This is a genomic window from Microbacterium sp. C23T, assembly GCF_053345975.1.
Window position 1 is genome coordinate 40,790 of the sequence record NZ_JBKFBD010000006.1, and the last position, 26,189, is coordinate 66,978.

Genomic DNA, 26,189 nt, shown 5'->3' on the forward strand with positions numbered 1-26,189 from the left:
CGGACCCGGGGCGCTTCGGGTCGAGGCCTAGTCGGCCTTGGTGGAGAAGGCGGCGTCGAAGGCGGCCGCGGGCGGGGTGATGGCGTTGAGCTTGCGAACGAACGCGATGGCCTCCGGGGCGCCCTGCAGGCGGTCCATGCCGGCGTCCTCCCACTCCACGGAGGTCGGGCCGTCGTAGCCGATCGCGTTGAGCGCGCGGAACAGCGGCTCCCACGGCACCTGGCCGTGCGCGGTCGACACGAACGTCCAGCCGCGGCGGGGGTTGGCCCAGGCCAGGTGCGAGCCGAGCACGCCGTTGCGGCCGTCGAGGTTGGTGATCGACTCCTTCACGTGCACGTGGAAGATGTGGTCGGCGAAGTCGAGCACGAACGCCACCGGGTCCAGCTGCTGCCACATGAAGTGCGAGGGGTCGAAGTTGATGCCGAAGCTCTTGCGGTGCCCGATCGCGTCGAGCGTGGCCTTGGCCGTCCAGTAGTCGTACGCGATCTCCGACGGGTGCACCTCGAGAGCGAAACGCACGCCGACCTCTTCGAACACGTCGAGGATGGGGTGGAACCGGTCGGCGAAGTCCTGGTAGCCGGCAGCGATCCACTCGTCCGACGCCGGCGGGAACATCGCCACCGCTTTCCAGATCGACGACCCGGTGAAGCCGGTGACGGTCTTCACGCCGAGCTTCGCCGCGAACCGCGCGGTCAGCTTCAGCTCCTCGGCCGCACGCTGTCGCACGCCCTCCGGTTCACCGTCGCCCCACACCCGGTCGTTCAGGATGTCGCGGTGACGCTCGTCGATCGGGTCGTCGCACACCGCCTGCCCTGCCAGGTGGTTCGAGATCGTCCACACCTTGAGGCCGTTGCGCTCCAGGATGTCCAGGCGCGACTGCACATACGCGTCGTCGTCCCAGCGGGACACGTCGATGTGGTCACCCCAGCACGCGATCTCGAGACCGTCATAGCCCCACTCCCCCGCAAGCCGTGCCACCTCCTCGAACGGCAGATCGGCCCACTGGCCGGTGAACAGGGTGATCGGACGAGGCATTGCTATCCCTTCACGGTGACGTCGGCATTGACGGAGACCCAGACGGAGTCGTGGGCCGAGCTCTCCTCGACGGCGGCGAGCACCCGTTGCACCGACAGCCCCTCGTCGAACGAAGGGTGCGGGTCGGTGCCCTCTGCGATCGCCGTCACCAGGTCCACGACCTGGTGACTGAACCCGTGCTCATAGCCCAGCATGTGTCCGGCCGGCCACCACGCCGCGACATACGGATGCGACGCTTCCGTCACGAGAATCCGCGTGAAGCCCTGTGTCGACTCCGGCGCGGTCCGGTCGTAGAACCAGAGCGTGTTGAGATCCTCGAGGTCGAAGCGCAGCGCGCCCTTGTCTCCCGACACCTCGATCGACAGGTCGTTCTTGCGCCCGGTCGCGAACCGCGACGCCTCGAACGACACCAGTGCCCCCGACTCGAGGCGGCCGGTGAACATCGCGACGTCGTCGACCGTGACCTCGCCGTACCCCTCGGCTGCGGTGCCGGAGAGACCGGAGCCCGATCCCTGCAGCGGCCGCTGCTTCACGATGGTGTCGACGACGCCGGAGACGGCGGTCACGTCGAGTCCGGTCACGAACTGCGTCATGTCGATGATGTGCGCGCCGATGTCGCCCAGCGCGCCGGAGCCGGCGTGCTCCTTCTGCAGACGCCAGGCGAGCGGCATCTCGGGATCGACCAGCCAGTCCTGGCGATACGCCGCGCGCACATGCGCGATCTTGCCGACGGCGCCCTGCGCGATGAGGTCGCGCAGGAGCGTCACGGCGGGCACGCGGCGGTAGGTGAATCCGACCATCGACCGCACGCCACGCGCGGCGGCGCGGGACGCGGCCTCGGCCATCGCCTCGGCCTCCTCGACGCTGTTGGCCAACGGCTTCTCGCACAGCACGTGCTTGCCGGCCTCGAGCGCCGCGATCGCGATCTCGGCGTGCGAGTCGCCCGGCGTCACGATGTCGACGATGTCGATGTCGTCGCGCGCGATCACCTCGCGCCAATCGGTCGCCGACTCCGCCCAGCCCCACTGGGCAGCAGCATCCGCCACCGCCTTCGCATTGCGGCCGACGATCACGGCCATCTCGACATCGTCGGGCAGCGAGAACACGTGCGGCGCCTGCCGCCAGCCCACCGAGTGCGCGGCGCCCATGAAGCCGTAGCCGATCATGGCCACGCGGAGCGTCATGCGAGCACGACCTCACGCTCGACCGGCACGCGGTTGGTGACGTACCGGCCGGGGCCGCCGTCGACGCCCGGCATGATCTGCATGTAGAGCAGGCGCATCGTGAGGACGACCTCGACGGTGAGCTTCTCACCAGGCTCCGGCGCCCGGCCGAGGTGGATCAGCACGTCAGGTCGATCGGCGACGAACCAGAGCGTCTCCCATTGCTCGGGGAGCTCCTCGACGCGATACTCGCGTCCGTTGAGCGCGAAGCGGAGGTTCTCGGTCGGGATCTCGACACCGTTGACGGATGCCGCGACCCCGTCGACCGCCGAGAGCCAGAGGCTCCGGTACCAGGGCAGTTGCACCGAGACGGCGAGACCGTCGTCCGTGCGGCGGACGTCTTTGTCGGCGAAGAGGGAATTGTGCGTGGCCATGGCTGTTCCTCAGGCGTAGGTGTCGGTGAAGTGCTCATGCGGCACGGGCGGTGCCGGCTCGAGCGTCTGCACGGTCTGCGGGCTGTACGGGTGGTTCGTCGACGCCACGGGCTCGTCGGCCGGCGGCATGAAGACGGGCTTGCCGTCGTCCCCGAAGTACATGAGATCGAGGTCGAACGCGCCCTGGTTCTTGAGGCCGAAGCTGACCCAGTTCTCCTCGAAGGGCGCGCGCGCCAGCTCGTAGCAGCGGAACTTCCAGATCTTCCACACGCCGTCCTGCTTGAGGAAGTCGATCGCGTACTTGCACCACACCCAGTGCGCCCAGACCTTCTTGCCGAGCACTTCCTCCGGCGAGTACATGTCGGGGAACGCCTCGGCGACCTTCGGGTCGGTCAGACCCGACTCGGTGCCGGCCATCAGCCAGACGCCCTTGGCGGTCTGCCCGTCTCCGGCGACCTCGATCACCGGAGTCGTGGTGGCGTGGAGGATGAGCTTGCCGACCGGGGTGGGCCGGTCGCGGTGGTAGCGCGTCACGCTCTCCCACGTCGTGTACTGGCCGGCGTTCGTGTAGCGGGCACGGATGCCCTCGGTGCCCTCTTTGACCCAGAGCGGAATGATGTGCTCGTCCTGGAAGGCGTTGTGCAGGTACATGTACCGGTTGAACAGGTTCTCGACCTGTCCGCGGTCCTCTGCCCGCTGGGCGAGCCTCGTCGCGACCTGCACCTGCTGTCGCAGGCCCGCGATCTCAGCCTGCAGCTCGCTGACGGATGCCTCGGCCACGGTGTCAGACACGGGCGGCCTCCTTCGCGGCGACGGTGTCTTCGATCGCACGACGCATGAGCGTGTGCTGCTTCTTGACGAGGTCGATGGGGTCGGCCTCACCGAGGTCGGAGAATGCGTGGCCCTCCCACTCGCTCGAGAGGTAGCCCTGGTAGCCGCCCTCGACGAATTGCCGCACGATGCGCGGGATGTCCATCGCGGGCTCCTCGCCGTCGGCGCCGATGTCGTAGAACTTCGCGTGCACGTGGAAGATCTGCGGCATGATGTCGAGCCACTCCTCCGGCGGCACGAGCCCGTGCATGTTGAAGGCGAGCCGCGTGAACGGACCGAAGGTGAGCGGGTCGACGCCCTCCCCTGTCAGGTAGTCCTCGAACTTCTGGTTGCGCACGTGCATGGGGGTCGGCTCGTGCCAGATCTCCTCCATGACCGGGAAGTGCTTCTCGTCCATGCCCATCTGGCCGAGGGTGCGCAGCAGCGTCGGGGACAGGCTGTGCATCGTCGACGAGAAGTCCGCCGTGAAGCCGAGGCGCTCGCTCTCGAGATCCGCGTAGACCTCGCGGATCTCGAGCACCTTCTGCTCGTTCGGGCCCGAGGGCGCGTGGATCTCGTAACCGAGGTACTGGTCGTACTGCTCGGCGAGCGGCAGGAGCCGTCGCAGCAGCTCCTTCCCCGCGGAGCGGATCACGATCTTCTTGAAGCCGAGCGTGTGCGCGGTCTTGAGCTGCCGTGCGAAGAAGTCGTGCTCCTCGTCCGGTGTCATGTCGCGGTCCTTGCGACGGCCCATGTCGAGGTTCGTGCCCACCGCGCTCGCTTCGAGGCCGTACTTCTCGAGCGACGCGAACCACAGCTTCACGAAGTCCTGATCGACGTCGGGATAGGTGCGCAGCAGCTGCGCGATGTTGAACTCGACGCCAGGCCCGATGCCGTTCTCAGCGACGGCGGCGATGAGCGTCTCGGGTGTGTAGAGCCCGGCCGCGAACTCGCTCGTCATCGAGTAGAGGGTGGTGCCCAGCTTGATGCCGGTGCCAGCGATTCCGTCGCTCATGCGTGTGCTCCTTCGGTGGTCGGCAGCCAGGCGGCGAGCTGACGGCGTGCCTCCGCAGCATCCGTCACCATCCGGCTCCCCGCGTTGGTCGCGGCCGAGCGCTGCACGGCCTGCTCACCGGCGATGATGTCGAAGGGCGACTGCCAGTGGTTCCAGTGCCAGCCCTCGTACTCGCTCGAGATGGCGCCGTTGTAGCCGTTCTCCGCCAGCAGGGTCACGAGGTCGCGCACCGGCACCGAGGGCTCTTCGCCCGACTCGTCGATGCCGAAGAACTTGCCGTGCACGTGCTTGATCCACGGCATGATCTCGAGCCAGTCGTCCACGCGTGCGGGGCCGAACAGGCCGGTGCCGTTGATGCCGAAGTCGATGCCGAGGTCGGGGCGGCCGTTCTGCGCCGCGAGGCCGATGAAACGACCGAAACGCTGGCCGTGGTCGGCCTGATCGGCCGGCGGCCCCTGCTCGTAGAACTCGTCCCACAGGTCGACGACCTTGCCGAGGAGCTCCTCGGAGGCGCCGCGGCGGCGGTAGGCCTCGAGCAGCGACGGCGCGAAGCCGCTGACGGTCGCGCCCCAGTCCATCGTGAAGCCGAGGAAGGGCGAACCGACCTTCTCGTAGCGGTCGCGCAGCGCCAGGATGCGCGGGTGCGAGGCGTACTGGTCGGCGTGCACCTCGAGCGCGAGCGTCACGCCGTACTCCTCGGCGATGGGCGCGAGCGCCTCCATCGAGTCGGGCTCGATCGAGATCTGCACGCGGGCGATCGGGAAGCCGAGCTTGGCCGCCGCCGCGATCTGCCGGCGCATGTACTCCAGCAGTTCGTCCTGGGTCAGCAGGCGATCGCGGTGGATGCCGATGTCGGCGTTCACGGCGAGCGAGGTGGTGACGAGACCGGTCTCGTCGACGAGGTCGCGGAACCAGCCGGCGAAGCGGTCGTCGATCTCGGGGAAGCCGCGGAAGCTCGAGAAGCCGATGATCTCGAGGCCCGGGCCGTAGCCGTCGGCGGCGACCTTGCGGATGAGGCCCTCGAGGTCGTACTCGCGGCCGTGGAAGGCGCGCGTGAAGCTGTAGAGCGTGACGCCCTGGATGGGCGAGCCGAGCGATCCCTGCCGACGGGCGGGGATCGAGGGAGGAGGAACAGTCATGCCGCCACCGCCTTTCGTGCGGTCATGGTCTTGTCGTCGTGCTCCTCGATGTGGAGCACCTCGTTCTCGCCGATGACGATGTAGGGGATGTAGAGGACGAGGCCGACCTCGACCTTGTGCTCGCCGTCGCCGGCGAGCTCGAGGTCGCCCGAGAGCACAGCGGAGTCGGTCGGGAACCACCAGTCCTGGGTGTTCGGCACGAGCTCGTCGAACGTGAAGGTCTGGCCGTTCATCCCCCAGCGGAGGGAATCGGCCGGCACCTCGACGCCGTCGACGGTGAGCGTGGCGCGGCCGATGCACGAAGCGGGCAGAGCGCGGTACCACGGCAAGCGAACCTCGACTGAGACGCGGGCGCCGTCGGTCGTGAGCGTTCCCTGCTCGATGATGCGATCGGGGATCACAGAGTCCTCCTTGACACTTAAATCTTGTTTCTACACTCTAATGTCTGAATTAGACATAAGCAAGCGATCAGCGCGGTTCGAGTCCGGACGCGCGGTAGATGTCGTCGACGATCTTCATCGTCCCCACGGCGCGGTCGGCGTCGAGGATGCTCGGAGAGCCCTCGCGCAGCACCGTCGCGAGATGCTCGAGTTGACCCACGTAGCTCGACTCGCCCTCGACGGCCCGCGCTTCAGCGAGCACCTCATCGTCCGCGGTGACCTGCAGCACCGCCCCCCATTGGGGAACGATGACGCTCGTCGCATCCAGCGTCGCGTCCGACCCCTGGACCCGCAGCGACATACTGCCCTTGCCTTTGCCGAGGAAGGACGCGCGAAGGCGCGCGGGCGCGCCGCCCGGCAGCTCGAGCAACGCGTCGGTCTGCAGGTCCACGCGAGGATCTGCCTCGGAGACGACGGATGCCGACGACACGACGCGCGGCTCACCCCACGCGGCGCGCAGCAGATCGGCGGCGTAGCACCCCACGTCCATCACGGCGCCTCCCGCGAGGTCGCCGTCGAGCCGGATGTTGCCGGGCTTCACGACGAAGTCGGGGATGCTGAAGTCGATGTCGACCTGCTCGACCGTTCCGAGCATGCCCGACCCCATCACCTCGAGCAGCCGCTGCGTGAACCCGTGCAGGCGATAGTGGAAGCCCACGAAGGCACGTCGTCCGGCCGCGTCGGCCGCATCCGCGATGGCGCGGGCGCCCGCCTCGTTGGCAGAGAGGGGCTTCTCGCAGAGAACGTGTTTGCCCGCTTCGAGGGCCCGGGTCGCCCACTGCGCATGGAAGGCGGGCGGCAGCGCGACGTAGACGAGATCGACGTCGGGGTGCGCCAGGATCGCGTCGTAGTCGCCGGACTCCGGAACATCGAGAAGGTCGGCGAACGCCCGAGCCCGCTCGGGGTCACGCGCGCCGACGGCGACGACGCGCACGTCCGGCACCTGGTGGGCCGGCTCGACCATCGCGCGCTCGGCGATACCGCCCGCGCCGAGGATGCCTACGCGCAGAGCGGAGTCGCCCGCGCCGCCTGACACCGTCATCGCCCGCCCCCTCCTGTCGTCATGCGGGACGACGGCACGCGCGCGGCGATCGCCCGTGCGCCGCTCACCGCGAGCGCGACCGACGTCAGCGTGGGGTTGCACGCCGTCGCGGTCGGGATGACGCCGTTGCCTGCGACGAACAGCCCGGGCACGCCCCATACCTCGCTGTCGGGGCCGCAGACGCTCTGGCCGTCGTCGGTCTCACCCATGCGCGTGGTCCCCTGGTAGTGCAGCGAGGCGCCGAGGGGCATCGTGAAGGGCCGGTCGCCGATCGGCTCGCCGACGGCCTTCGCGAGCTCGACGATCTCTTCCCGCGCCCGGTCGAGCACGGCGTGGTCGCGATCGGTGAGTGTGTAGTGCAGCCGCATCGCCGGCATCCCGTAGGAGTCCTTCTCGGTGTCGGAGAACTCGACGCGGTCGTCCCACTGCAGGTCCTTGGCGCAGAACAGGCCGAGCCCGACGATCGATCCGGGGATCACGGGGTCGTCGTCCGCGAGCGGCACCGGCGAGGCGTCGAGCTGCATGATCTGCCCGTGGAACGGCATCTCGTCCGTGAACGGCACCCAGCTGACCCCGCTCTGCTCGGAGAGGGCTCCGGATGCTGCGATCCCGTCCTCTGCGGGCGTCTCGACGTCGCGCAACCGCGAGGCGTAGACCACCTGCGTCTGGTCGTTGAGCATGCGGCCCAGTGCGGCGGGCCGCACCCCCGATGCCCACAGCACCTGCGGCGTGCGCAGCGCGTCCGCGGCGACCACGACGGCGCGGGCGCGCACCTCATACACCTCACGGGTGCGGAGGTCGCGCACCGCGACGCCGACGGCGCGGCCGTCCTCGACGATCACGCGAATGACGAGCGACTCGTCGAAGAGCGAGAAGTTCGGATTGCCACGCGTGACGTCGCCGAGAACCACGTCGGACCCCGACCACACCAGCCGCCCGTCCTCGCGCCGGTGCACGGCGAGCGGCATGCGCTGCACGCGCGCCGCTTCCTCGCGGCCGTCGTCGACGACGGCCGCGAGCCGGTCGCGCACGAGCGCGGTGAACGGCGCCGCGTCGAAGGCATCCGTCGTCACGCCTAGCAGGCGGTCACCCTCGTCAAGCAGCGCATCGAGGTCGGGAACGAACGCGATGCGCTCGCTGCCGCCGGGCCTCGGGCATGCGCCCGTCCAATGGGCAGCCATGCCGCCGACGTTGCTCGAGAACGCCGCGACCGGCAGACCGTCCTCGCCGTCGGCCTGATAGCCGTCGGCGAGGAGGTAGGTCCCTGGTCGGGCCCGCCGCATGCCGGAAGTGACGGCGCCGGGATTGTTCACGGTCGCCTCGCCCGCACCTGGGCCCTCCGACCGCCGCTGCGCCTCGGCCCGGACCTCGGGGTCCTCGATGTTCTTGACGTGCGCCCCGGCGGGGTCGGACACGGTCGGTCCGACTTCGAACATCGCGATCGAGGCATCCGGCGCCTCCTCGCTGAGGATGCGGGCGTACGCGGCGCCCGCAGGACCGCTGCCGACGATCGCGACGTCGACCGACTCCGGGTACCGACTCATGCCGAGGCCGCCAGCTCGCGGATGAGGGCGACGGATGCTGCCGACTCCTGTGTCGGGTAGTACTCGAGCCCGATCGGGCCGTCGTAACCGGCAGAGCGGAGGATGCCGAGCCGCTCGGCCCAGTCGAGGGACCCGGCGCCGGGCTCGCCGCGGCCTGGCGCGTCGGCCAGCTGCACGTACTTCACGAGGTCGCCCGCGTTGGCGAGCTCGGCGGCCATGTCCTCGCCCTCGACGGCCGAGTGGTAAATGTCGTACAGCACGCCGAACTGCGGGGACGCGACGCCGCGGGCGACGTAGACGGCCTCGGCGGTGCGGTCCAGGAGCGAGCCGGGGTGGTCGACGCGCACGTTGACCGGCTCGAGCACGAGCGTGATGCCGGATCCGTCGATCTGTGCAATGGCCTTCTGGTAGATCTCGATGAGCTTGTCGAGCTGCACCTGACGCTTCCAGCCGCCGAAACCCGTGCCGCTGCCGACGACGATGCGGGGGCAGCCGAGGTCGGCGGCGATCGCGACGCCCTCGTCGAGCTTGCGGAAGAACTCCGAGTGGTCCCACGGCGGGATCATGAACTGCGTGCGGGGCTCCGCGAGCTGGGCGGTCAGCTGCGTGCCGGTCTCTTCGAGCGCGGCCTTGAGTGCCGGCAGATCCTTGGGCGTCGCCGGGGCGTCCACTCCGGTGGGGCCCCACATCTCGACGGCGTCGAATCCCTCCGCCGCGGCCGCGCGCACGCGGTCGTGGTAGTCGCCGGCCTCCGTGAAGAGGAGTTCGATGTTGGGTGCGAGCTGATACATGGGTGAGCCTTCTCTCGGTCCCCGAGCGCGTCGAGGGGTCAGAACATCGGGTGGTCGTGGACGGCATGCACGGGGACCTGCTGCAGCACGTCCCAGTGCTCGACGATCCGGCCGTCCTCGAATCGGTAGATGTCCGCGACCGCGGCGTCCGCAGCGCCGGGTCGGGAGGCTTTCACGTGCACCATGGCGAGGTCGCCGTCCACGAGGATGCGCTGGATCTCGAACGTCGCATCGGGCGATCCGTCGAACTTCGGGGTGAGCATCTCGATGGCAGCGGCCGGACCGTCGCCGATGGTGGGGTTGTGCTGGATGTAGTCGTCCGAGACGAGGAAGGCGAACGCATCCGCCACACGCTTCTGCGTGTAGAAGAGGTCGACGAACGTCTCGAACGGCGCGCGATTGTCGGCGCCCACGACGGACCGGCCTCTCAGCCCTTCAGGCCGCCGGCGAAGCCCTGGATGAACTTCTTCTGGGCGAACATGTAGAAGAGCAGGATCGGGATCATCGAGATGATCACGACGGCGAAGATCTTGTTCCACGCCGACACGAGGCCGCCGACGTACGTGTACATCGCGACGGGCAACGTCTGGGTCGTCGAGCCGCCCAGGAAGATCAGCGAGTTGAAGAAGTCGTTCCAGACGATGAGACCCGCGAGGATCGCGACCGTGCCGGTGGCCGGCGCCATGAGCGGGAGCACCACCCGGAAGAACGCCTGCGTCGGCGAGGCTCCGTCGATGACGGCCGCTTCTTCGTACTCGGTCGTGAGGCCGCGGAAGAAGCTGGCGTAGAGGAAGACCGACAACGGCAGCAGGATGCCGATCCACAGCAGGATCATGCCGATCGCGTTGCCGGTGAGGCCCACTGTGCGCGCCCCGATGTAGAGCGGCACGGTGCCGAGCTGCGCCGGCAGGATGATCGCGATGAGCACCAGGTAGAACGTCAGGTTCGTCCAGGCGCGGGTGCGCCGCGTGATGACGTAGGCGGCGACCGAGCCGAACAGCACCAGCCCGAAGATGGCGCCCGCCGTGATGATCGCACTGTTGAGGATCGCCATCGGGATGCTGTTGCGTCCGCCGGTGGTCAGGACCTCGATGAACGCGTTGAAGTCGAGCGACTGCGGCGGCGCCATCGCGCTCGTCGTCAGCGCCTCCTGGTCGGTCTTGAACGCGGTGGCGATCAGGAAATAGAAGGGCAGCAGCCCGATGATCGTGATGATCCAGATGAGGACTTCCCGCACCGCGGTGAGCTTGGTGTAGCGGAACATGTCAGGCCTTTCGGGCGGCGTCGCGGTCGCGCGTCGCGTACTGCTGGAGGATCGCGAAGACGAGGATGATGAGGGTCAGCACGAGCGCGAGCGCCGAGCCGAAGCCGAACTGGCCGAGCGAGAACGCCTGCTTGTACACCTGGGTGGCGAGGGTCTCAGTGGCGCCGGCCGGACCGCCGGCCGTGAGCGCGAGGATCTGGTCGAAGATCCGCAGGCCCTGGATGATGCCGAGCGTCGTCGCGATCGCGATGGAGGGACGGATGCCCGGGACCGTCACGTGCCAGAACCGCTTGAAGACGCCGGCACCGTCGAGCGCGGCCGCTTCTTCGAGCTCGACCGGCACCGAGGCGAGGCCGGCCAGGTAGATCACCATGACGAAGCCGGTCTGCTGCCAGACGACCGTGAGCAGGATCGCCCAGATCGACCAGGTGGGATCCGCGAGCCAGACCTTCTGCATCTCCTCGAGGCCGATCGCGGCGAGGAAGCCGTTGAGCGGGCCGTTGAACTGGAAGATGAACTTCCAGACGTACGCGACGGCGAGCGGGCTCAGCACGACGGGCATGAAGAGCAGCGTCCGCAGGATGTAGCGGGTCTTCAGCGTGCGGTTGATGGCCAGGGCGAAGCCGAGGCCGAGGATGTTCGTGAGGATGACCGAGCCGAACGCCAGGAACAGCGTGTTGATCACGGCGCCGACCATGAGCGGGTCGTTGAAGATCCGCACGAAGTTGTCGAGGCCGATGAACTCCCAGTCACCGAGGCCGGTCCAGTTCGTGAAGGCGAAGAAGCCTCCCGTCAGGGTGGCCACATAGTGCACCGCGATGACGAGGATGATGGCCGGAAGGGCCCACCACCAGTGCCCGTAGCTGATCAGCGGGCGGCGGCCGCCGCGGGGGCGCGGCGTGCGTCGGGCTTCGGGTGGCACCGTGAGGGTGCGCGTCGCGTCTCGCTCGATCGTCACTGTCATCTACTCTCTGACCTCGTCGTCATGCGCCCCTTCACCGGCGGCGTCACAGCCACTATCACACACTTGTGTCGGAAGCACACATTAGTTCTGGCAATACCGGATATAAGTGGTTCGGGACCTCGCGGCAGGCCGTTCGTCGCGCAGGATGAGGAACGTGGCCGAGTCATCGTCGAGCGCGCCCGAGGGCCTCTCCTTCCTGTGGCAGAACTTCGTCGACCCGCCGGACCAGGCGCGCCCGCGCGCCTGGTGGCACTGGATGGACGGCAACATCGATCCCGCGGGCATCGTGCGGGATCTGACCTGGCTGCACGATGTCGGTGTGCGGGGTGTGCAGCTCTTCGACGGCGGTATGGGGGTTCCGCTCGTCGTACCCGAACCGGTGCGGCCGGGAACGGATGCCTGGCACGAGGCGATCCAGACGACGTCGCACACGGCGGCCGACCTCGGCCTCGAACTCGCGGTCGCGACGTCATCGGGCTGGAGCGCCTCGGGCGGTCCTTGGGTGGAGCCCGGCGACGCCATGAAGAAGCTGGTGTGGTCGGAGTGCGTCATCGACGGGGGCGAGCGCCGCGCCGTCGAGCTCCCGCCACTGCCGGCGGTCGCCGGCACGTTCCAGGACTCCCCGCGCCCCGGCGCGGACTCCCGCGAGCCGTGGGCGGTGGACTGGCGCGTGGTCGCGCTGCCGGCCGCGCCGGCGCAGGAGGTGCTGCGGCCCGACCGGGTGCACGGCTCCGCGCCCGTCGCCGATGTGGACCGACTCGTCGACGGCTCGTTCGACGGTGCCGTCTCGCTCCCCCGGGATCCCGACGCGTGGTCCTCGGCGTGGCTCGAACTCGACTTCGATGAGCCCGTGACGGTCAGCTCGGTCACGCTCGGCCTCCCCGGGCCGCGCGGGTTCGGTGCCGCGCCACCGCCCGAGGCGGTGCTGCAGGTGAGCGAGGACGGCGTCGTGCACCGCGACGTCGTCATGCTGCCCGCCACGACGGTGCCGGCGAGATCGGCGACCTTCGCCCCGGTCACGGGTCGCCGCTTCCGGCTCGTGCTGTCGGGCGCGAGCGCCGCCCAGGTCCTCCCGCCCGTCGCCGACGGCGTGCGGCTGCCGCCGGTGCTCCGCCGCAGCGACGCCTTCCTCGTCTCCGAGTTCGCGCTGCGCACCGGCGCCCGCGTGAACCAGGCCGAGGTGAAGGCCGGCTTCGGCGTCGTCCCGGACTACTACGCGATAGACACGACTCCCGCACCGGTCCCCACGGCTTCTCCACTCGCCGCTGACGCGTCGAGCGGAGCCTCCGGCCGCGTGGGCCCAGCTGCATCCCCGGCTCCGTCCGAGATCCACGACCTCACCGCCCACGTCGATGGTGACCGCCTCACCTGGGACGCGCCGCCCGGCCACTGGCGGGTGCTGAGGATCGGGGCGTCGCTCACCGGCCAGACCAACGGACCGGCACTGCCGGACGCGACCGGCCTCGAGGTGGACAAGCTCGACGGCCGCCGCGTCGCGGCGTACCTCGAGCGGCATCTCGAGCGGTTCGCCCCCGGTCGGTACGACGCCCTGCTCAGCGACAGCATCGAGGCCGGGGCGCAGAATTGGACCGACGGGATCCTCGAGCGCTTCCGCGAGCTGCGGGGCTACGACCCGACGCCGTGGCTGCCGACGCTCGCGGGCTATCTCGTGGGCGGGGCCGAGGCATCCGATCGATTCCTCTACGACTACCGGCGGACGCTGTCGGAGCTGCTCGCGACCGAGTATTACGGAACCCTCTCCGCCGAGGCGCACCGCCGCGGCATGACGTACTACGCGGAGGCGCTCGAGGACGGGCGGCCGCAGCTCGGCGACGACCTGGCGATGCGGGCGCACGCCGATGTGCCGATGGGCGCCATGTGGACGTTCGATCCCGAAGCCGGTCCGCGGCCGACGTATGTCGCCGACCTCAAGGGCGCAGCATCCGTCGCGCATGTCCACGGCAGGCGGTGGACGGGCGCCGAGGCGTTCACGAGCTTCGACCGCCCGTGGGCCTCGTCGCCGCGGAGCCTCAAGCACGTCGCCGACCTGCAGCTCGCGCTCGGCGTGACGCGCTTCTGCATCCACACGTCGCCGCACCAGCCGGTCGCTGCGCCGCCGCCCGGCATCGCACTCGCGCCGTTCCTCGGGCAGGCGTTCACCGCGAACGAGACCTGGGCGCAGATGGCGCGCCCGTGGATCGACTACCTCGCCCGGTGCTCGGCCGTGCTCTCGTCCGGCGAGCCGGCGGTCGACATCGCCGTCTTCGTCGGCGAGGAGGCGCCGGTGACGGGCCTCTACGACGCCGGCTTCGACACGACCGTGCCGGAGGGCTTCGACTTCGACTACGTCGGCGCGGACGCGCTGGCGCTGCTGCGGGTGGAGGACGGGGAGCTCGTCGCGCGCGGCGCACGCTACCGGGTACTCCACCTCGGCGGCTCGAGTCGGCGCCTGACGAACGAGAGACTGCGCCGGATCGCCGCGCTGCTCGATGCGGGAGCGACCGTTGTGGGCGCACGGCCCGAGCAGTCGCCGTCCCTTGCCGACGCCGATGACGAGTTCGCGCGGCTGTGCGACGAGATCTGGGTCCACCCGCGCGCCCGCGGCCGGGTCGTGGCCACGACGAGTCTCGGCGAAGCTCTGGGCACGCTGGGGATCACGCCGCACCTCGAGGTCGTCGGCGCGCGGCTGCGCACCATCGCGCGGGTCGTCGACGGGGAGCGCGTCACATTCCTCGCCAATCCGACCGCCGAGGCGGTGACCGCACGGATCATCGTGCCCGCCGAGGTGGCGGCACTCAGCGCGTGGGACCCGGTCGCACTCCGCACCGCGCCACTGGTCGACGTCGGCGCGGGCGGTGACCGCCGGTCGTTCGAGATCGCGCTGGCGCCGTTCGGCTCGGTGTTCGTCGTGCCGGGTGGCCACGGACCGACGGCGGCCAGGGGGACCGTCGACCGTCGAACGATCGAGGGAGCGTGGACGCTGGAGTTTCCCGGCCGTCCGCCGGTCGCGCTGCCCGACGGACCACGGCTGTGGACCGATATCGACGACGGGGCACGGGCGTTCTCGGGAACGGCGGTCTATCGCACGCGGTTCACGCTGACCCGGCAACCGGACGACGGACGGATCACGCTCGAGCTCGGGCGCGTCGGCGACATCGCCCGGGTGGTCCTCAACGGCGTCGAATGCGGGATCGCGTGGACGGAGCCGTTCCGCGTCGACGTGACCGCGGCGGTGCGGGCGGGCGACAACGCGCTCGAGGTCGAGATCGCGAATCCGTGGCGCAATCGACTCATCGCCGAGGCATCCGTCCCCACCGGCGAGATCTTCGCCCCGATGACGGAAGTGTTCGAGACGGACGCCGCGCCGCTGGCCGCAGGCCTTACGGGGCCGGTGGCCCTACTTCTCGAGATCACCCACTGACCTGGGCGAAATCGCGGATCACCGAAGCAATTGCCGCACATAAGCATCGCTAATGTCAGAAACCTACATATCGTGCGACGCTTGATGTGCGGCCCCGAGGCCGAGCCAGCAACCCGAGCTGGCGACAACGAAGTCACGAAAGGGTCGAAATGCCACAGCACACAGCCTCCCGGCCTCTCCGGTGGTCGCTTCTCGCGGCTCCCGTCGCCGGAGTCCTCATCCTCGCCGGCTGTTCCGGCGGCGGCGACAGCGGCGGAGACTCCGGCGACTCCGCCGACAAGGGGTTCACGCTCATGGTCGCCGAGGCGAACGACGCGGACAACTATTACGAGCAGCTCACCGACATGTACACCAAGGAGACCGGCGTTCCGGTCGAGGTGATCCCGTACCCGTCAGACGCGTACAACACGCAGGTCACCACACAGCTCCAGGCCGGCAACGCCGCCGACATGATGATCCTCGCACCGGGCACCGGCCAGCCGATCTCGGTGGTCACGCTCGCCGAGGCGGGCTTCCTCGAGCCGCTGGACGACACCAGCGCGGGCATCATCCCCGCGGGGAGCGAAGCGCAGTACACCGTCGACGACAAGGTGTACGGCCAGCCCACCGCGCTCGCCCCGGTCGGCCTCATCTACAACTCCGCCGGCGCCGAAGAGGTCGGCATCGACGAGTACCCGGCGACCTACGACGACCTGCTGGCCGCCTGCAAGACGGCCCGCGACGGCGGTAAGACCTTCACGGTCCTCGCCGGCGGCGTGCCGTTCAACACCGGCCTGTTCGCCCAGCTCATCTCGGCCACCCGCGTCTACGAGGGCACCCCGGACTGGAACGAGCAGCGGGCCGCCGGCGACGTGACCTTCGCCGACAGCGACGGCTGGCAGCAGACGCTCAACGACATCGTCGAGCTCAACGACACCGGCTGCTTCCAGGACGGCGCCGCGGGCGGGACGTTCGACAACATCACCGCCGGCATCGGCGGCGGCACGGCTCTGACCGCAGCGACGCCCGGTTCGGCCGCGGCCTCGATCGGCGGCGCCACCGGCCTCGACATCACGGTCCAGGCCTTCCCGCCGGCGGATGGGCAGGAGCCCTTCACGCTCGCCTCGGCGAACTACGCGTGGGCCATCAACGCCAAGTCCGACGATGCGGTGAAGACCTCCGCGCAGGACTTCCTCGACTGGGCCGCGCAGCCGGAGCAGGCCAAGACGTATGCCGATCTGGCGGGCTACGTGCCGATCACCGGCGTGACCGCCGACGACCTGCTCCCGAGCTACGCGCCGATCGGCGACCTGCTCGAGTCGGGCGCCTACACGGGTCTGCCGAACGCCAGCTGGCCGAACCCCGCCGTCTACGACGCGCTCGGCGTCGGGGTGCAGGGCCTCCTGACCGGCCAGAAGACGGTCGACCAGGTGCTCGCCGACATGGACGCGGCGTGGGGCAACTGACCCGCTGAAACCGCAGTGAACGATGCCGCCCGGGGGCCCCGCGCCCCGGGCGGCATCGTCATGGTTCCCGACCGATATCTCAGCCGTACGCGACCCCGCGTGCCGCGACCCCCGAAGGAGCACGACGTGAACCGATCCGCCCGCGTGCGGCGGCTGCTCGCCGAGATGACCCCGGCCGAGAAGCTCGGCCAGCTGCAGATCGTGTTCCGTCCGCGGCACGACGATGCCGCGGAGCTCATCCGGGGGGGCCTCGGCTCGATCTTCTGGCCCCGCTCGGCGGCGGCGACCAACGCGCTGCAGCGGGTCGCGGTCGAAGAGACGCGCCTCGGCATCCCCGTGCTCGTGGGACTCGACGTCATCCACGGCCAGCGCACGATCGCGCCCGTCCCGCTTGCGCAGGCCGCGACCTTCGACCCTTCGCTCGTCGAGGAGCTCGCCGCGCTCGCGGCCGCCGAAGCGCGCTCGGGCGGTGTCACGTGGACCTTCTCCCCCATGGTGGACGTGTCACACGATCCGCGCTGGGGCCGCGTCGTGGAGGGGTTCGGCGAGGACGTCCATCTCACCGCTGTCATGGGCCGCGCGATGGTGCGCGGCTACCAGGGCGACGACCTCGCCACCCCACAAGCGATCGCCGCGACCGCGAAGCACTTCGTCGCCTACGGTCAGCCCGAGGGCGGCCGCGACTACAACACGGTCGACGTGTCGGAGCACCGGCTGCGCAACACGTATCTCGAACCGTTCCGCGCGGTCGTCGACGAAGGCGCGGCCTCGGTGATGGCGTCGTTCAACACCGTCGCCGGCGTGCCGATGCACGCCAACCGGCGGCTGATGACCGGGGTGCTGAAGGACGAGTGGGGGTTCCCCGGCGTCGTCGTCGGTGATGCCGAGGGCGTGCGCAATCTGCTTCCGCACGGCATCGCCGAGGATCTGACGGATGCCGCGTCCCAGGCGTTCCGCGCGGGGCTCGACATCGAGATGGGCGGTGCCCCTTCGGAGGTGGCCGACACCCTGCTCTCAGCGATCGACCCCGCGCGCCTCGACGACGCCGTCGCCCGCGTGCTCGCACTCAAGGAGTCGCTCGGTCTCTTCGACTCTCCGTACGCGAGCGAGCCGAACGAGCTCACCGCCCCGACCGGCGCGGGGCGAGCGCTCGTGCGGCGCGCCGCCGCGGGGTCGTCGGTGCTGCTCAGGAACGACGGGACACTGCCGCTCTCCGCGCCCGCGCGCGTGCTGCTGACGGGCCCTTACGCCGACTCGACCGATCACCTCGGCGCCTGGACGCAGTCCTTCGGCGCGCATGCAGGGACCATCGCCGGCGAGTTCGCCGCGCGACGACCCGACGTCGATCTGCGGGTCGTCCCCGGCGTCGACTTCCTCGGCGAGGACGCAACCGGCATCGCCGACGCCGTCGCGGCCGCGCGGGCGAGCGACGTCGTCGTGGTGCTCGTCGGTGAGCCCAGCGCGCTGTCGGGCGAGGCCGCCTCCCGCAGCGACCTGCGCCTGCCGGGCCACCAGGAACAGCTGATCCGCGAGATCGCCGCCACCGGCGTTCCGTTCGCCGTCGTCCTCGAGACGGGACGCCCGCTGGTCGTCTCGGACTGGATCGACCTCGCGGGGACGGTCGTCGTCGCCTGGCATGGCGGCACCGAGGCCGCGGCCGCGATCGTCGACGTGCTGCTGGGTGACGCCGATCCCGCCGGACGCCTGCCGATGTCCTGGCCGCGGTCGGTCGGGCAGATCCCGATCCACTACGCGCACGAGAACACCGGTCGCCCCGCGACGAGCGGCGGATCGCTCACCACCGAGACCGCCGACATCGGCCTGCACGGCCCCGCGAACGTTCAGGACAAGTACACCTCGAAGTACCTCGATCTCGAGCTCGGCCCGGAGTTCCCCTTCGGCTACGGCTCGGGCTACGCGACGTTCACGCGCGCGCCGGCAACACTGTCCGCGGCCTCGATCAGCGGCGCCGAGCTCGACGCCGGCGCGATGCTGTCGCTGTCGGTCGAGGTCGCCAACACGTCGGCGCGCGCCGGCGACGAGGTCCTGCAGGTCTACGTCGAGGACGTCGTGGCCAGCGTCGCTCCGCCGGTCCGGCGGCTCGTCGCGTTCGAGCGCAGGACCATCGAGCCCGGCCGCACCACGGTGTTCGCCTTCGAGATCGGCCGCGATCAGCTCGGCTTCTGGGCTGTGGATGCTGCGCCCCCGGCGTTCGTCGTGGAGCCCGGCCTCTTCCGCCTGCACATCGGCGCCACACTCGCCTCGACCCAGGCCGTCGAGCTGCGGGTCGTCTGAGTCAGCGGAGCGGCCGGTACCGGAAGTCGCGGAACCGCACCGTCCCCGCGCCGGCCGCGTAGAGCGCCGGACGCAGGCTCAGCAGGTCGCCCATGGTGTTGGCGTGGTACCCCGATGTCTCGTAGCGGATCGCGTGACGCACCCACTCCCCGCCGGGCTCGCGGTACCAGCCCGTGACGATGTGCTCGTCGTTGCGGATCCGCAGCTGCAGACGACGCGCCTCGGGCGCCGGCTCGCGCCAGTGCGTGACGTGCCCGCCCGAGTAGCTCCGCATCCGATCCCCGTCGATCCCCATGCCGCAGAACAGCCGGTCGTTGAAGAAGAGGAGCAGCCCGCCCTCGGCCCCGTCGATCTCGACGTCGACCTCGACCTCGTAGGAGTGGTCGCCGACGACGAGCGCGAGCGGCGACGTGTCGCCCGGCCCCGTTCCCTTGCCCGCGAGCACCAGACCGTCGTCGAGCGTGAGACGCGCGGCCTCCCCCGGGGAGGGGGCATGGAAGGTCCACCGCTCACCGAGACGCAGATCGGCGAAGTCGTCGTCGAACCCGCGGGACGGGGAGGGGACGGATGCCTCGGCCGGGGCATCCAGCTCGCCTCCGATGTCATCCAGAGCGGCGGCCGGCCAGCCGTCCTCCGTCCACGCGATGGGCTCGAGCAGGATCTGGCGACCGAGCGTGCGATAGCCGTTCTCGTACCCGTGCGAGACCATCCACCAGCTGCCTTCGCCGGTGGAGAGGATCGTCGCGTGTCCGCGCGACCACCATTTCTCGGAGGCGTCCTCGGTGCGGGCGACGGGGTTGTGCGGACTGTTCTGCCACGGCCCATGGACCGAGCGGGACCGCGCGACGATGACCATGTGCCCCGTCGGCGGGCCGCCGGTACCGCCGACGGCGCTCACGAGATAGAACCACTCGCCGCGGCGGAAGAGCTTCGGGCCTTCGAGCGCGTACGCCTCGGTGATCCACTCGTCGGGGTAGCGCCAGCCGTCATAGACCTGCTCCAGCTCGCCGACGGTCGCAAGGCCGTCGTCCGTCAGGGCGATGCGGCGGATGCCGTTGACGAAGAGGTACCGCTTGCCATCCTCGCCGACGACGTGACCCGGGTCGATCGCCCACCGGATGCCCAGGTCGATCGGGTCCGACCACGGGCCTTCCATCGAGTCGGCGTGGATGACGAAGATCGCGGGCGCGTCGAGTGCCGACCAGGGCGCGGGGATGAACGGGATGTAGATGAAGAAGCGTCCGTCCACCTCGGCGATGTCGACGGCGAACGTGCTGCCGAGCGGCTCGGCGAGCGCCGAGCCGGCGTAGGTCCAGTTCACGAGGTCGGGCGACCGATAGAGCAGGAGCCCCGGTGCCGACTCGAACGACGAGTACGTCATCCAGTACTCGTCGCCCACCTTGATGACAGCGGGGTCGGGGCGGTCTCCGCCGAGGACGGGGTTGATGAAGGTGGGCCGCTCAGCCACAGGTCGCACTCCTCGCCACATCGCGCTGCGCAGCGATGATCCTGTCTTCGAGGTCGTCGGTCTCGTCGCCCAGGCCATGGGCGTCGATGTACTCGACGGTCGCGGCGAGGCCCTGCTCGACCGTCACCGATGGGATGAACTCGGGGATGTCGCGCTGCACCTTCTCCGCGCTGAAGAGCATGTTGTGGGCGAACACGCTCGTCGCGAAGAGGAAACGCTGCCGGTCGACCGTCTCGAGCACGTGCGCGGGCACGCCGACCTGCTCGACCTCGCGTCCCACGACGCGCATCGCGGCCGCGTGGAACTCCTCCCACGTCGTGTGCCGCGGGTGCACGAGGTGGTACGTCTGACCGACGCAGTGCTCCTTGCCCAGCGCCCCGACGAACGCGAGCGCGGCGTCGTCGACGTGGAGGAGGTGGTGCGTCGCGCGCCCGTCGCCGACTTTGATGATGGGCTTGCCGGCGCGCATCCGTGACACCCAGGTGCTGTCGATCCCGATCTGACGCAGCGCGCGGCGTGGGCCGTACGTCGTCGAGGGGCGCATGATCGTCACGGGGAACCCCGAACCGTAGTGGGCCTCGAGCAGCACGCGCTCGGCGTCGGCCTTCGCCGCGGCGTAGGGCACGGACGGCCTCGCGGGGTGGTCTTCGGTCACGGGCAGCCAGTCGAAACGCTCGCCGAGCACCGTCACCGTCGAGGTGTGGACGACGTGCCCGACGTCACGGAACGCGCGGATGCTCGACAGCACGTCGGCCGGCGTGAACGCGATCACGTCGATCGCTGCGTCGAACCGGCCCGCCTGGACCGCGGACTCGAACCGCTCCTCGTCGTGGCGGTCGACGACGATCGTCTCGACGCCGTCCGGGGGCGCCGCGGTCGCGCCGCGGTTGACGCAGGTGACATCGTGCCCCTCGTCCAGGAGCCGCCGCACGATGCTCGTGCTGATGTTGCCGGTTCCCCCGACCACGACGACCTTCACGACCGCGCCCCCGCGGCGAAACGCAGAGCGAGGCGGGCGAAGAAGTCCGCGAACAGCAGCCGGGTGTCGATGGTGTCGAACAGGGTCAGCGGCCGGGGCGAAGGATGCGGCCGATAGGTGCCGTCGTCGGCGATCCAGGGAGCATCGACGACGCGGAAAGAGCTCGACTCCGTCGCACCCGTGCTGATCAGCACCGGCGGGCTGTCGCCCATCGGCCAGATCGCCCCGATCTTCGCGAAGTCGGGCGGGTTGTCGAAGCAGCTGTAGAGCCAGGCGCCGAACTCGCCGGCGGCCTGGAGTTCGCGCTCCAGCTCCGCGATCGACATCAGGCACTGGCGGTAGACGTGCTGCGGCACCTGCGAGATGCGGATGCCCGACTCGTTGAAGACGAACTGGGCCGCTGCGACGTCGAGCATGAGGTTGTACTCCCACGCGCCGTTCGGATGCGCGCCGCCGCCGATCCAGACGAGCTCGGCCCGGTCCACGAGGGACGGGTCGGCGCGCAGCGCCGAGGCGATGTGGGTGAGCGGGCCGCCGGCGGCGATCACGAGCGGCAGCGGGTCGGCCCGCAGCGACTCCTCGAGGATGACGCGGGCGCCGTCGGTGGGCGCGGTGAGCTCGGCGAACGGCACTTGAACGTCGTCCGAGACAGGGGGCGGATCGGCGATGCCCAGGCGACGCATCAGCTCCCGCGCGGCGTCGCGGGCGGGGCTCCCGTCGGGGTACGGCATCCCTTCCATCGCGATCGAGGTGCAGGTCACGCCGACGACCGGCGCAGCCTCGGAGAGGAAGTGGTGGGCGAGTGCGAGCAGCCCGTCGGGGTCGCCCGCGAAGTCGTTGTCGACGATCACGCGCGCCCGCGCTGTCACGGGGATGCGCCGGTACGCGCGCCACGAAGACTCGGTGTGACTCATCGCTTCCTCACGGGACTCGGAGCAGGGTGACGCGCGCGGCCCCGACGCGATCCACCGGGACGACCTGAAGACGCTCGTCCCCATTGAGGACGCGACCGGGTGCGATCCGGCCCTCGTCGAGGAGCAGCTCGACGACGGCGTCGACCTCCACCGATCCCTGCGGTGCGGCGAAGTCGAGCTTCACGCCCTGGCCGATGACGATGAGTTCGTCCTCGGCCACGGCGAAGATCAGCGCGAACGGCCGGTGCTCGCCCGGCGTCGGGACGGGCTCACGCGGGAGCGTCTCGTCGGGGACCGGCAGCGCCTCGTCGGGAAGCTGCACGCCTACGTCGAGCAGGAAGTCGCGGACGATGTCGCTCAGCCCGCGGCCGCTCACGGTGAGGTCTCCGACCGTGGCCTCGGCCGGAGGGGCACCCTGCTCCACCACGACGGCGCCGATGCGCCGGGCCCGCTGGGCCTCGGCGATCTCCGGCTCGAAGGCGGTGAGGTGCGCGAGCATCGCGGCGACCTGGCCATCGGGGTTGGCTCCGTCGAAGCCGAATCCCGACCAGCCGACCGCCCGATAGGTTCCGATGGCGCGGGCGAGTTCTCCCGCGCGCAGTCTGCTCTCCGGCACGAAGAACGGCTGCGAACCGGTCGCGTAGGTCCGCATCGCCGCATCGGCGTCGTCCACGTAGATGTCGGGGCCGACGAGCGAGAGGGAGGGTGCCGCCGCGCGCCACACGTCGATGACGCGACTCGAGGGTCCGCCGCTCGGCCACTCACCCGGCTCATCCTGTCCGGGCTGCGGCCCCAGCCACGCGTTGGCGTACATCGGAATCCGTTTGACGGCCTGACCGCGCTCGGCGAGGTGCTGCACGTACGACGCGATCGACCACGCCATGAAGATCTCGTCGGCGCCCGAGCCGTCACCGAACACGTCGCCCCACGTACCCGCCTCACGCCGGCCGGCCTCCGCCCAGAGCGTGCGGAGCAGTGACCCCTCCTCGCCCTCGCGGGCGACGGCGATCAGCGGGGCCGGCACGTCGCGACGCCAGGCCTCCTCGGCGAGCTCGCTCCGGTCGCGGCTGTCGCGCAGGATCCCCGACTCGTTCTCGACTTGGACCAGCGCGACGACATCGGTGCGGTCGACCTCGGCGAGGTGTGTGATGAAGGCTTCGAACGCGGTGGCATCGGCATCGCGGAGCGCCTCGCTGAAGACCGAGAGCACGGGCGTCGGCATGACACCGGAATAGTGGAAGGCGCTCCCCCGGGTCTTGGCGTGCACCACGGCGCGCGGGAAGCGGGTCTGGTCCGCCCGCACCCACCGCGGCGCGTACGTCGACGTCGCGTTCTTGAACGCGCCGAACCACAGCAGCACGAGCTGCAGTCCCCGGCTGCGGGCTTCCTCGATCATCGTGTCCACGAGCGCGAAGTCGAACTCGCCGTCGCGCGGCTCGGTCAGCGCCCAGCTGACCGGCGCGAGCACGGTGTTCGCGTGCAGGTCCCGCGCGTGGGCGAACGACTGACGGATGGATGCCGTCGACGAGCTCGACGAGTTGTGCACCTGGCCGCCCAGCAGAAGACGGAGCTCGCCGTCCTTGCGCAGACGCAGGTCTTCCCCGAACGACCAGGCCGAGCGATCGCCGGCGCTCACTCCGCCCCGCCGATCCAGTCCGCGATCGCGTCGACCGTCGGGAGGGCCGTCGGGTCGGCGGGCTCGTTGATGTGGCCGTGGTCGGCGCCGGCCTCCAGGCGGAGGGTGACGTCGATCCCCGCAGCATCCAACTGCCGTGCGAAAGCCTCACCCGACGGACGCAGATCGTCGGATTCGCACACCAGCACGAACGTCCGCGGGAAGCCGTCGACCGGCCCGAGAGCGGCGAAGGCGTGCGGATCGTCGAGCGCCTCGACGGACCCCGCGAAGTTTAGTGCGAGGGCACCGTGCGGGGAGTCGGGATCGAGTTCCGCCGAAGCCGCCGGGCCGTTCGGGTGCACGACCGGGTAGACGAGCACGAGCCCGTCGGGCACCCGATCGCCGGAGTCCCGCAGCCGTGCGACGGCGCCCGCGGTCAGGTTGCCGCCCGCGCTGGCTCCACCGAGGTAAACGCTGTCTGTGCCGAACAGCTCCTCCGCGCGCGCGACGGCGTGACGCCAGGCGGCGAGCACGTCGTCCGAGGGATCGGGGAAGTGCACGTCTCCGAGACACTTGACGTAGTCGACCGCGAGCACCGGGATGCCGCGGGCCGCGAGTTCGAGCGCGACCCAGTGCGACTCCGGCATGTCGAGGTGGCCGCCGATGAACGCGCCGCCGTGCACCCACACCAGGGCGCGACCGGATGCCTCGGCCGAGGCATCCGTGTACAGCCGCGCCGGCACCGCGCGGGCATCCCCGTCGATCGAGACGTCGCGCGTCTCGACGTTCGCGAGGCGGGGGAAGCGGCGCTTCAGCGACTCCGTGTCGATGTCGGGGCGCGGGTCGGCCGGCTCGCCGTGCTCGCGGAACATCCGGAGCACTTCGGAGAGCGGCAGCGTGCGGACGTCGACCTCGGTGTCAGACATGGGCCGCCTGCACCGCGCGCATCGAGGCACGGATGAGGTCGTGCTGCCTGCGGACGAGCAGCAGCGGGTCGACCTCGCCGAGCTCGGCGAACGCGTGCCCCTCCCACTCGCTCGACCAGTAGCCGCGATAGCCGCCCTCGACGAAGACGCGGACGAGCTCCGGGTAGTCGATGGCGGGCTCCTGCCCGTTCTCGTCGATGTCGTAGAACTTCGCGTGAACGTGCTTGATCTGCGGCATGATGTCGGCCCACTCGCGCGGGTCGACGTGGCCGTGCATGTTGAAGGCGAGGTGCGCGAACGAGCCGAGACGGCCCGGGTCGAAGTCGCGGGACTTCAGGTAGCCGATGAACTCCTGCTGCCGCTCCTGCATCGTCGCGTCGGTGGCCCAGATGCGCTGCAGCTCGGCGAGCGCGTCGTCATCCAGGCCCGCGCGCTGCACGGCGCGCAGCAGCGTCGGCGACATGCTGTGCATCGTCGACGAGAAGTCCGCGACGAACCCGAGCAGCGGCGAGTCGAGCTCGGCGTAGGTGTCGCGCACCTTCAGGATCGGCTCGGCGTTCGGCCCCATCGGCGCGTGGATCTCGTACGCCAGCTGCAGGTCGAGGCGCTCCGCCACCGGCAGCAGCCGGCGCAGCAGCTCGGGCTTCGCAGACTGGATGCGCACCAGCGGGAACCCGAGCTTCTTCGCCCCCTGGAACATGAGCTCGCTGAACTCGAACTCCTCGTCCGGCGTCATGTCGCGGTCGCGCCGGCGGCCCATGTCGAGGTTCGCGCCGAACGAGCTCGCGTCGAAGCCGTGCTTGTCGAACGCGGCGCGCCACTGCGCGACGAACTCGTCCGACACGACCGGATAGGTCGGCAGCACCTGCGACGCGACGATCTCGATGCCCGGGCCGATCCCGAGCTCGGCGACGCGGTCGAGCAGTCCATCGAAGTCGTACCAGCCCGCGCGGAACTCGGCGCTCGCCGAGTACAGCGTGAGGCCGAGCTTGAAGGGGTCGGCCTCCGCCGCGGGCGGCGGAGGCGCGATGTCGGTCGCGGTCGCCAGGGGCGCAGCATCCGTGTCCGTCACTGTCAGTGTGAAGGACTGGCGCACGATGTTCGGCACGTACATGCCGGGTCCGCCGTCCTGGCCGGGTGCGATCTGCATGTACGGCAGCCGCAGCTCGCCGAAGATCTCGACCCGGTGCTGCTCGCCGAGCGCGACGGGCTGGTCGAGACGTGCGACGAGGAGCGGATGCTGCTGCAGGAACCAGAGTGTCTCGCTCTGCTGCGACAGCTCGGCGATGGCGTAGCGCGTGCCGTCGATCTCGAAGGCCAGGTCGTCCGTCCCGATCTCGACCCCGTCGACGGTGAGGCGGAGCGTCGAGACGGACGAGAGCCACAGGCTCCGGTACCAGGGGATGGTGAGCTTCAGTGCGAGGCCGTCCGGGTGCGGGCGGAGGCTGTCTTCGGCGATGAGTCCGTTGGGCATGGTTCTCTCCG

At 70.0% G+C, this 26,189-nt stretch carries 22 protein-coding genes; 3 read left to right on the forward strand and 19 right to left on the reverse strand.

The features are described from left to right. Positions 1–27: 27 nt before the first annotated feature. From ACLBXX_RS04930 to ACLBXX_RS04990, 13 genes are all read right to left on the reverse strand, one after another. The gene (locus tag ACLBXX_RS04930; RefSeq protein ID WP_447657075.1) at positions 28–1,035 is read right to left on the reverse strand and encodes a sugar phosphate isomerase/epimerase family protein; all 1,008 of its coding nucleotides are present in this window, start codon (positions 1,033–1,035) and stop codon (positions 28–30) included. A 2-nt stretch (positions 1,036–1,037) separates the two neighbouring features. Next, a complete protein-coding gene (locus tag ACLBXX_RS04935) occupies positions 1,038–2,219 on the reverse strand; it encodes a Gfo/Idh/MocA family protein (RefSeq protein ID WP_447657076.1) in 1,182 nt (393 codons plus the stop codon). Continuing rightward, entirely contained in the window at positions 2,216–2,632 is a 417-nt protein-coding gene (locus ACLBXX_RS04940; protein ID WP_447657077.1) for a C-glycoside deglycosidase beta subunit domain-containing protein, read from the reverse strand. Before ACLBXX_RS04940 ends, ACLBXX_RS04935 begins: the two co-directional genes overlap by 4 nt. A gap of 9 nt (positions 2,633–2,641) precedes the next feature. Continuing rightward, on the reverse strand, positions 2,642–3,424 hold the full coding sequence (locus ACLBXX_RS04945; protein ID WP_447657078.1) for a nuclear transport factor 2 family protein: 783 nt from the start codon (positions 3,422–3,424) through the stop codon (positions 2,642–2,644). Next, complete coding sequence (locus ACLBXX_RS04950) at positions 3,417–4,457, reverse strand: sugar phosphate isomerase/epimerase family protein (protein ID WP_447657079.1); 1,041 nt, start codon at positions 4,455–4,457, stop codon at positions 3,417–3,419. Before ACLBXX_RS04950 ends, ACLBXX_RS04945 begins: the two co-directional genes overlap by 8 nt. Further along, the gene (locus ACLBXX_RS04955; protein WP_447657080.1) at positions 4,454–5,596 is read right to left on the reverse strand and encodes a sugar phosphate isomerase/epimerase family protein; all 1,143 of its coding nucleotides are present in this window, start codon (positions 5,594–5,596) and stop codon (positions 4,454–4,456) included. The genes ACLBXX_RS04950 and ACLBXX_RS04955 overlap by 4 nt, the downstream gene beginning before the upstream one ends. Continuing rightward, the gene (locus ACLBXX_RS04960; RefSeq protein WP_447657081.1) at positions 5,593–5,997 is read right to left on the reverse strand and encodes a C-glycoside deglycosidase beta subunit domain-containing protein; all 405 of its coding nucleotides are present in this window, start codon (positions 5,995–5,997) and stop codon (positions 5,593–5,595) included. The genes ACLBXX_RS04955 and ACLBXX_RS04960 overlap by 4 nt, the downstream gene beginning before the upstream one ends. Before the next feature lie 67 nt (positions 5,998–6,064). Beyond that, positions 6,065–7,078, reverse strand: coding sequence for a Gfo/Idh/MocA family protein (locus ACLBXX_RS04965; protein WP_447657082.1), 1,014 nt, complete (start codon positions 7,076–7,078; stop codon positions 6,065–6,067). After that, positions 7,075–8,622 (reverse strand): GMC oxidoreductase, encoded by a 1,548-nt coding sequence (locus ACLBXX_RS04970; protein ID WP_447657083.1) that lies wholly within the window; start codon positions 8,620–8,622, stop codon positions 7,075–7,077. Before ACLBXX_RS04970 ends, ACLBXX_RS04965 begins: the two co-directional genes overlap by 4 nt. Then, on the reverse strand, positions 8,619–9,413 hold the full coding sequence (locus ACLBXX_RS04975; RefSeq protein ID WP_447657084.1) for a TIM barrel protein: 795 nt from the start codon (positions 9,411–9,413) through the stop codon (positions 8,619–8,621). The genes ACLBXX_RS04970 and ACLBXX_RS04975 overlap by 4 nt, the downstream gene beginning before the upstream one ends. A gap of 38 nt (positions 9,414–9,451) precedes the next feature. Beyond that, a complete protein-coding gene (locus ACLBXX_RS04980; protein WP_447657085.1) occupies positions 9,452–9,826 on the reverse strand; it encodes a nuclear transport factor 2 family protein in 375 nt (124 codons plus the stop codon). Positions 9,827–9,840: 14 nt separating this feature from the next. Beyond that, a complete protein-coding gene (locus ACLBXX_RS04985; protein ID WP_376011494.1) occupies positions 9,841–10,677 on the reverse strand; it encodes a carbohydrate ABC transporter permease in 837 nt (278 codons plus the stop codon). Between the two features lies 1 nt (position 10,678). Then, positions 10,679–11,641, reverse strand: coding sequence for a carbohydrate ABC transporter permease (locus ACLBXX_RS04990; protein WP_109210315.1), 963 nt, complete (start codon positions 11,639–11,641; stop codon positions 10,679–10,681). Between the two features lie 154 nt (positions 11,642–11,795). Here ACLBXX_RS04990 and ACLBXX_RS04995 point away from each other — a divergent pair, with 154 nt between their 5' ends. From ACLBXX_RS04995 to ACLBXX_RS05005, 3 genes are all read left to right on the forward strand, one after another. After that, a complete protein-coding gene (locus ACLBXX_RS04995; protein WP_447657086.1) occupies positions 11,796–15,062 on the forward strand; it encodes a glycosyl hydrolase in 3,267 nt (1,088 codons plus the stop codon). 149 nt (positions 15,063–15,211) lie between these two features. Continuing rightward, entirely contained in the window at positions 15,212–16,507 is a 1,296-nt protein-coding gene (locus ACLBXX_RS05000; protein ID WP_447657087.1) for an extracellular solute-binding protein, read from the forward strand. 126 nt (positions 16,508–16,633) lie between these two features. Beyond that, complete coding sequence (locus ACLBXX_RS05005; RefSeq protein WP_447657088.1) at positions 16,634–18,802, forward strand: glycoside hydrolase family 3 N-terminal domain-containing protein; 2,169 nt, start codon at positions 16,634–16,636, stop codon at positions 18,800–18,802. A 1-nt stretch (position 18,803) separates the two neighbouring features. Here the strand turns inward: ACLBXX_RS05005 and ACLBXX_RS05010 are convergent, their stop codons facing one another. The 6 genes from ACLBXX_RS05010 to ACLBXX_RS05035 are packed head-to-tail and all read right to left on the reverse strand — an operon-like array spanning position 18,804 to position 26,178. After that, entirely contained in the window at positions 18,804–20,270 is a 1,467-nt protein-coding gene (locus ACLBXX_RS05010) for a family 43 glycosylhydrolase (RefSeq protein ID WP_447657089.1), read from the reverse strand. Continuing rightward, a complete protein-coding gene (locus ACLBXX_RS05015) occupies positions 20,263–21,249 on the reverse strand; it encodes an NAD-dependent epimerase/dehydratase family protein (RefSeq protein WP_447657090.1) in 987 nt (328 codons plus the stop codon). The genes ACLBXX_RS05010 and ACLBXX_RS05015 overlap by 8 nt, the downstream gene beginning before the upstream one ends. Beyond that, entirely contained in the window at positions 21,246–22,163 is a 918-nt protein-coding gene (locus ACLBXX_RS05020; protein WP_447657091.1) for a nucleoside hydrolase, read from the reverse strand. Before ACLBXX_RS05020 ends, ACLBXX_RS05015 begins: the two co-directional genes overlap by 4 nt. A gap of 7 nt (positions 22,164–22,170) precedes the next feature. Further along, positions 22,171–23,799 carry a DUF5597 domain-containing protein gene (locus ACLBXX_RS05025; RefSeq protein ID WP_447657092.1) on the reverse strand — a complete coding sequence of 543 codons (1,629 nt, stop codon included), beginning with the start codon at positions 23,797–23,799 and terminating at the stop codon, positions 22,171–22,173. Further along, entirely contained in the window at positions 23,796–24,704 is a 909-nt protein-coding gene (locus tag ACLBXX_RS05030) for an alpha/beta hydrolase (protein WP_447657093.1), read from the reverse strand. Before ACLBXX_RS05030 ends, ACLBXX_RS05025 begins: the two co-directional genes overlap by 4 nt. Next, positions 24,697–26,178, reverse strand: a complete 1,482-nt coding sequence (locus ACLBXX_RS05035; protein ID WP_447657094.1) for a C-glycoside deglycosidase beta subunit domain-containing protein — start codon at positions 26,176–26,178, stop codon at positions 24,697–24,699. The genes ACLBXX_RS05030 and ACLBXX_RS05035 overlap by 8 nt, the downstream gene beginning before the upstream one ends. Positions 26,179–26,189: the final 11 nt, after the last annotated feature.

Bases quoted from the DNA above. Each gene is read 5' to 3' on its own strand.
- ACLBXX_RS04930 (WP_447657075.1), bottom strand. From the start codon at position 1,035: ATGCCTCGTCCGATCACCCTGTTCACCGGCCAGTGGGCCGATCTGCCG.
- ACLBXX_RS04935 (WP_447657076.1), bottom strand. From the start codon at position 2,219: ATGACGCTCCGCGTGGCCATGATCGGCTACGGCTTCATGGGCGCCGCG.
- ACLBXX_RS04940 (WP_447657077.1), bottom strand. From the start codon at position 2,632: ATGGCCACGCACAATTCCCTCTTCGCCGACAAAGACGTCCGCCGCACG.
- ACLBXX_RS04950 (WP_447657079.1), bottom strand. From the start codon at position 4,457: ATGAGCGACGGAATCGCTGGCACCGGCATCAAGCTGGGCACCACCCTC.
- ACLBXX_RS04955 (WP_447657080.1), bottom strand. From the start codon at position 5,596: ATGACTGTTCCTCCTCCCTCGATCCCCGCCCGTCGGCAGGGATCGCTC.
- ACLBXX_RS04965 (WP_447657082.1), bottom strand. From the start codon at position 7,078: ATGACGGTGTCAGGCGGCGCGGGCGACTCCGCTCTGCGCGTAGGCATC.
- ACLBXX_RS04970 (WP_447657083.1), bottom strand. From the start codon at position 8,622: ATGAGTCGGTACCCGGAGTCGGTCGACGTCGCGATCGTCGGCAGCGGT.
- ACLBXX_RS04975 (WP_447657084.1), bottom strand. From the start codon at position 9,413: ATGTATCAGCTCGCACCCAACATCGAACTCCTCTTCACGGAGGCCGGC.
- ACLBXX_RS04985 (WP_376011494.1), bottom strand. From the start codon at position 10,677: ATGTTCCGCTACACCAAGCTCACCGCGGTGCGGGAAGTCCTCATCTGG.
- ACLBXX_RS04990 (WP_109210315.1), bottom strand. From the start codon at position 11,641: ATGACAGTGACGATCGAGCGAGACGCGACGCGCACCCTCACGGTGCCA.
- ACLBXX_RS05000 (WP_447657087.1), top strand. From the start codon at position 15,212: ATGCCACAGCACACAGCCTCCCGGCCTCTCCGGTGGTCGCTTCTCGCG.
- ACLBXX_RS05020 (WP_447657091.1), bottom strand. From the start codon at position 22,163: ATGAGTCACACCGAGTCTTCGTGGCGCGCGTACCGGCGCATCCCCGTG.
- ACLBXX_RS05030 (WP_447657093.1), bottom strand. From the start codon at position 24,704: ATGTCTGACACCGAGGTCGACGTCCGCACGCTGCCGCTCTCCGAAGTG.
- ACLBXX_RS05035 (WP_447657094.1), bottom strand. From the start codon at position 26,178: ATGCCCAACGGACTCATCGCCGAAGACAGCCTCCGCCCGCACCCGGAC.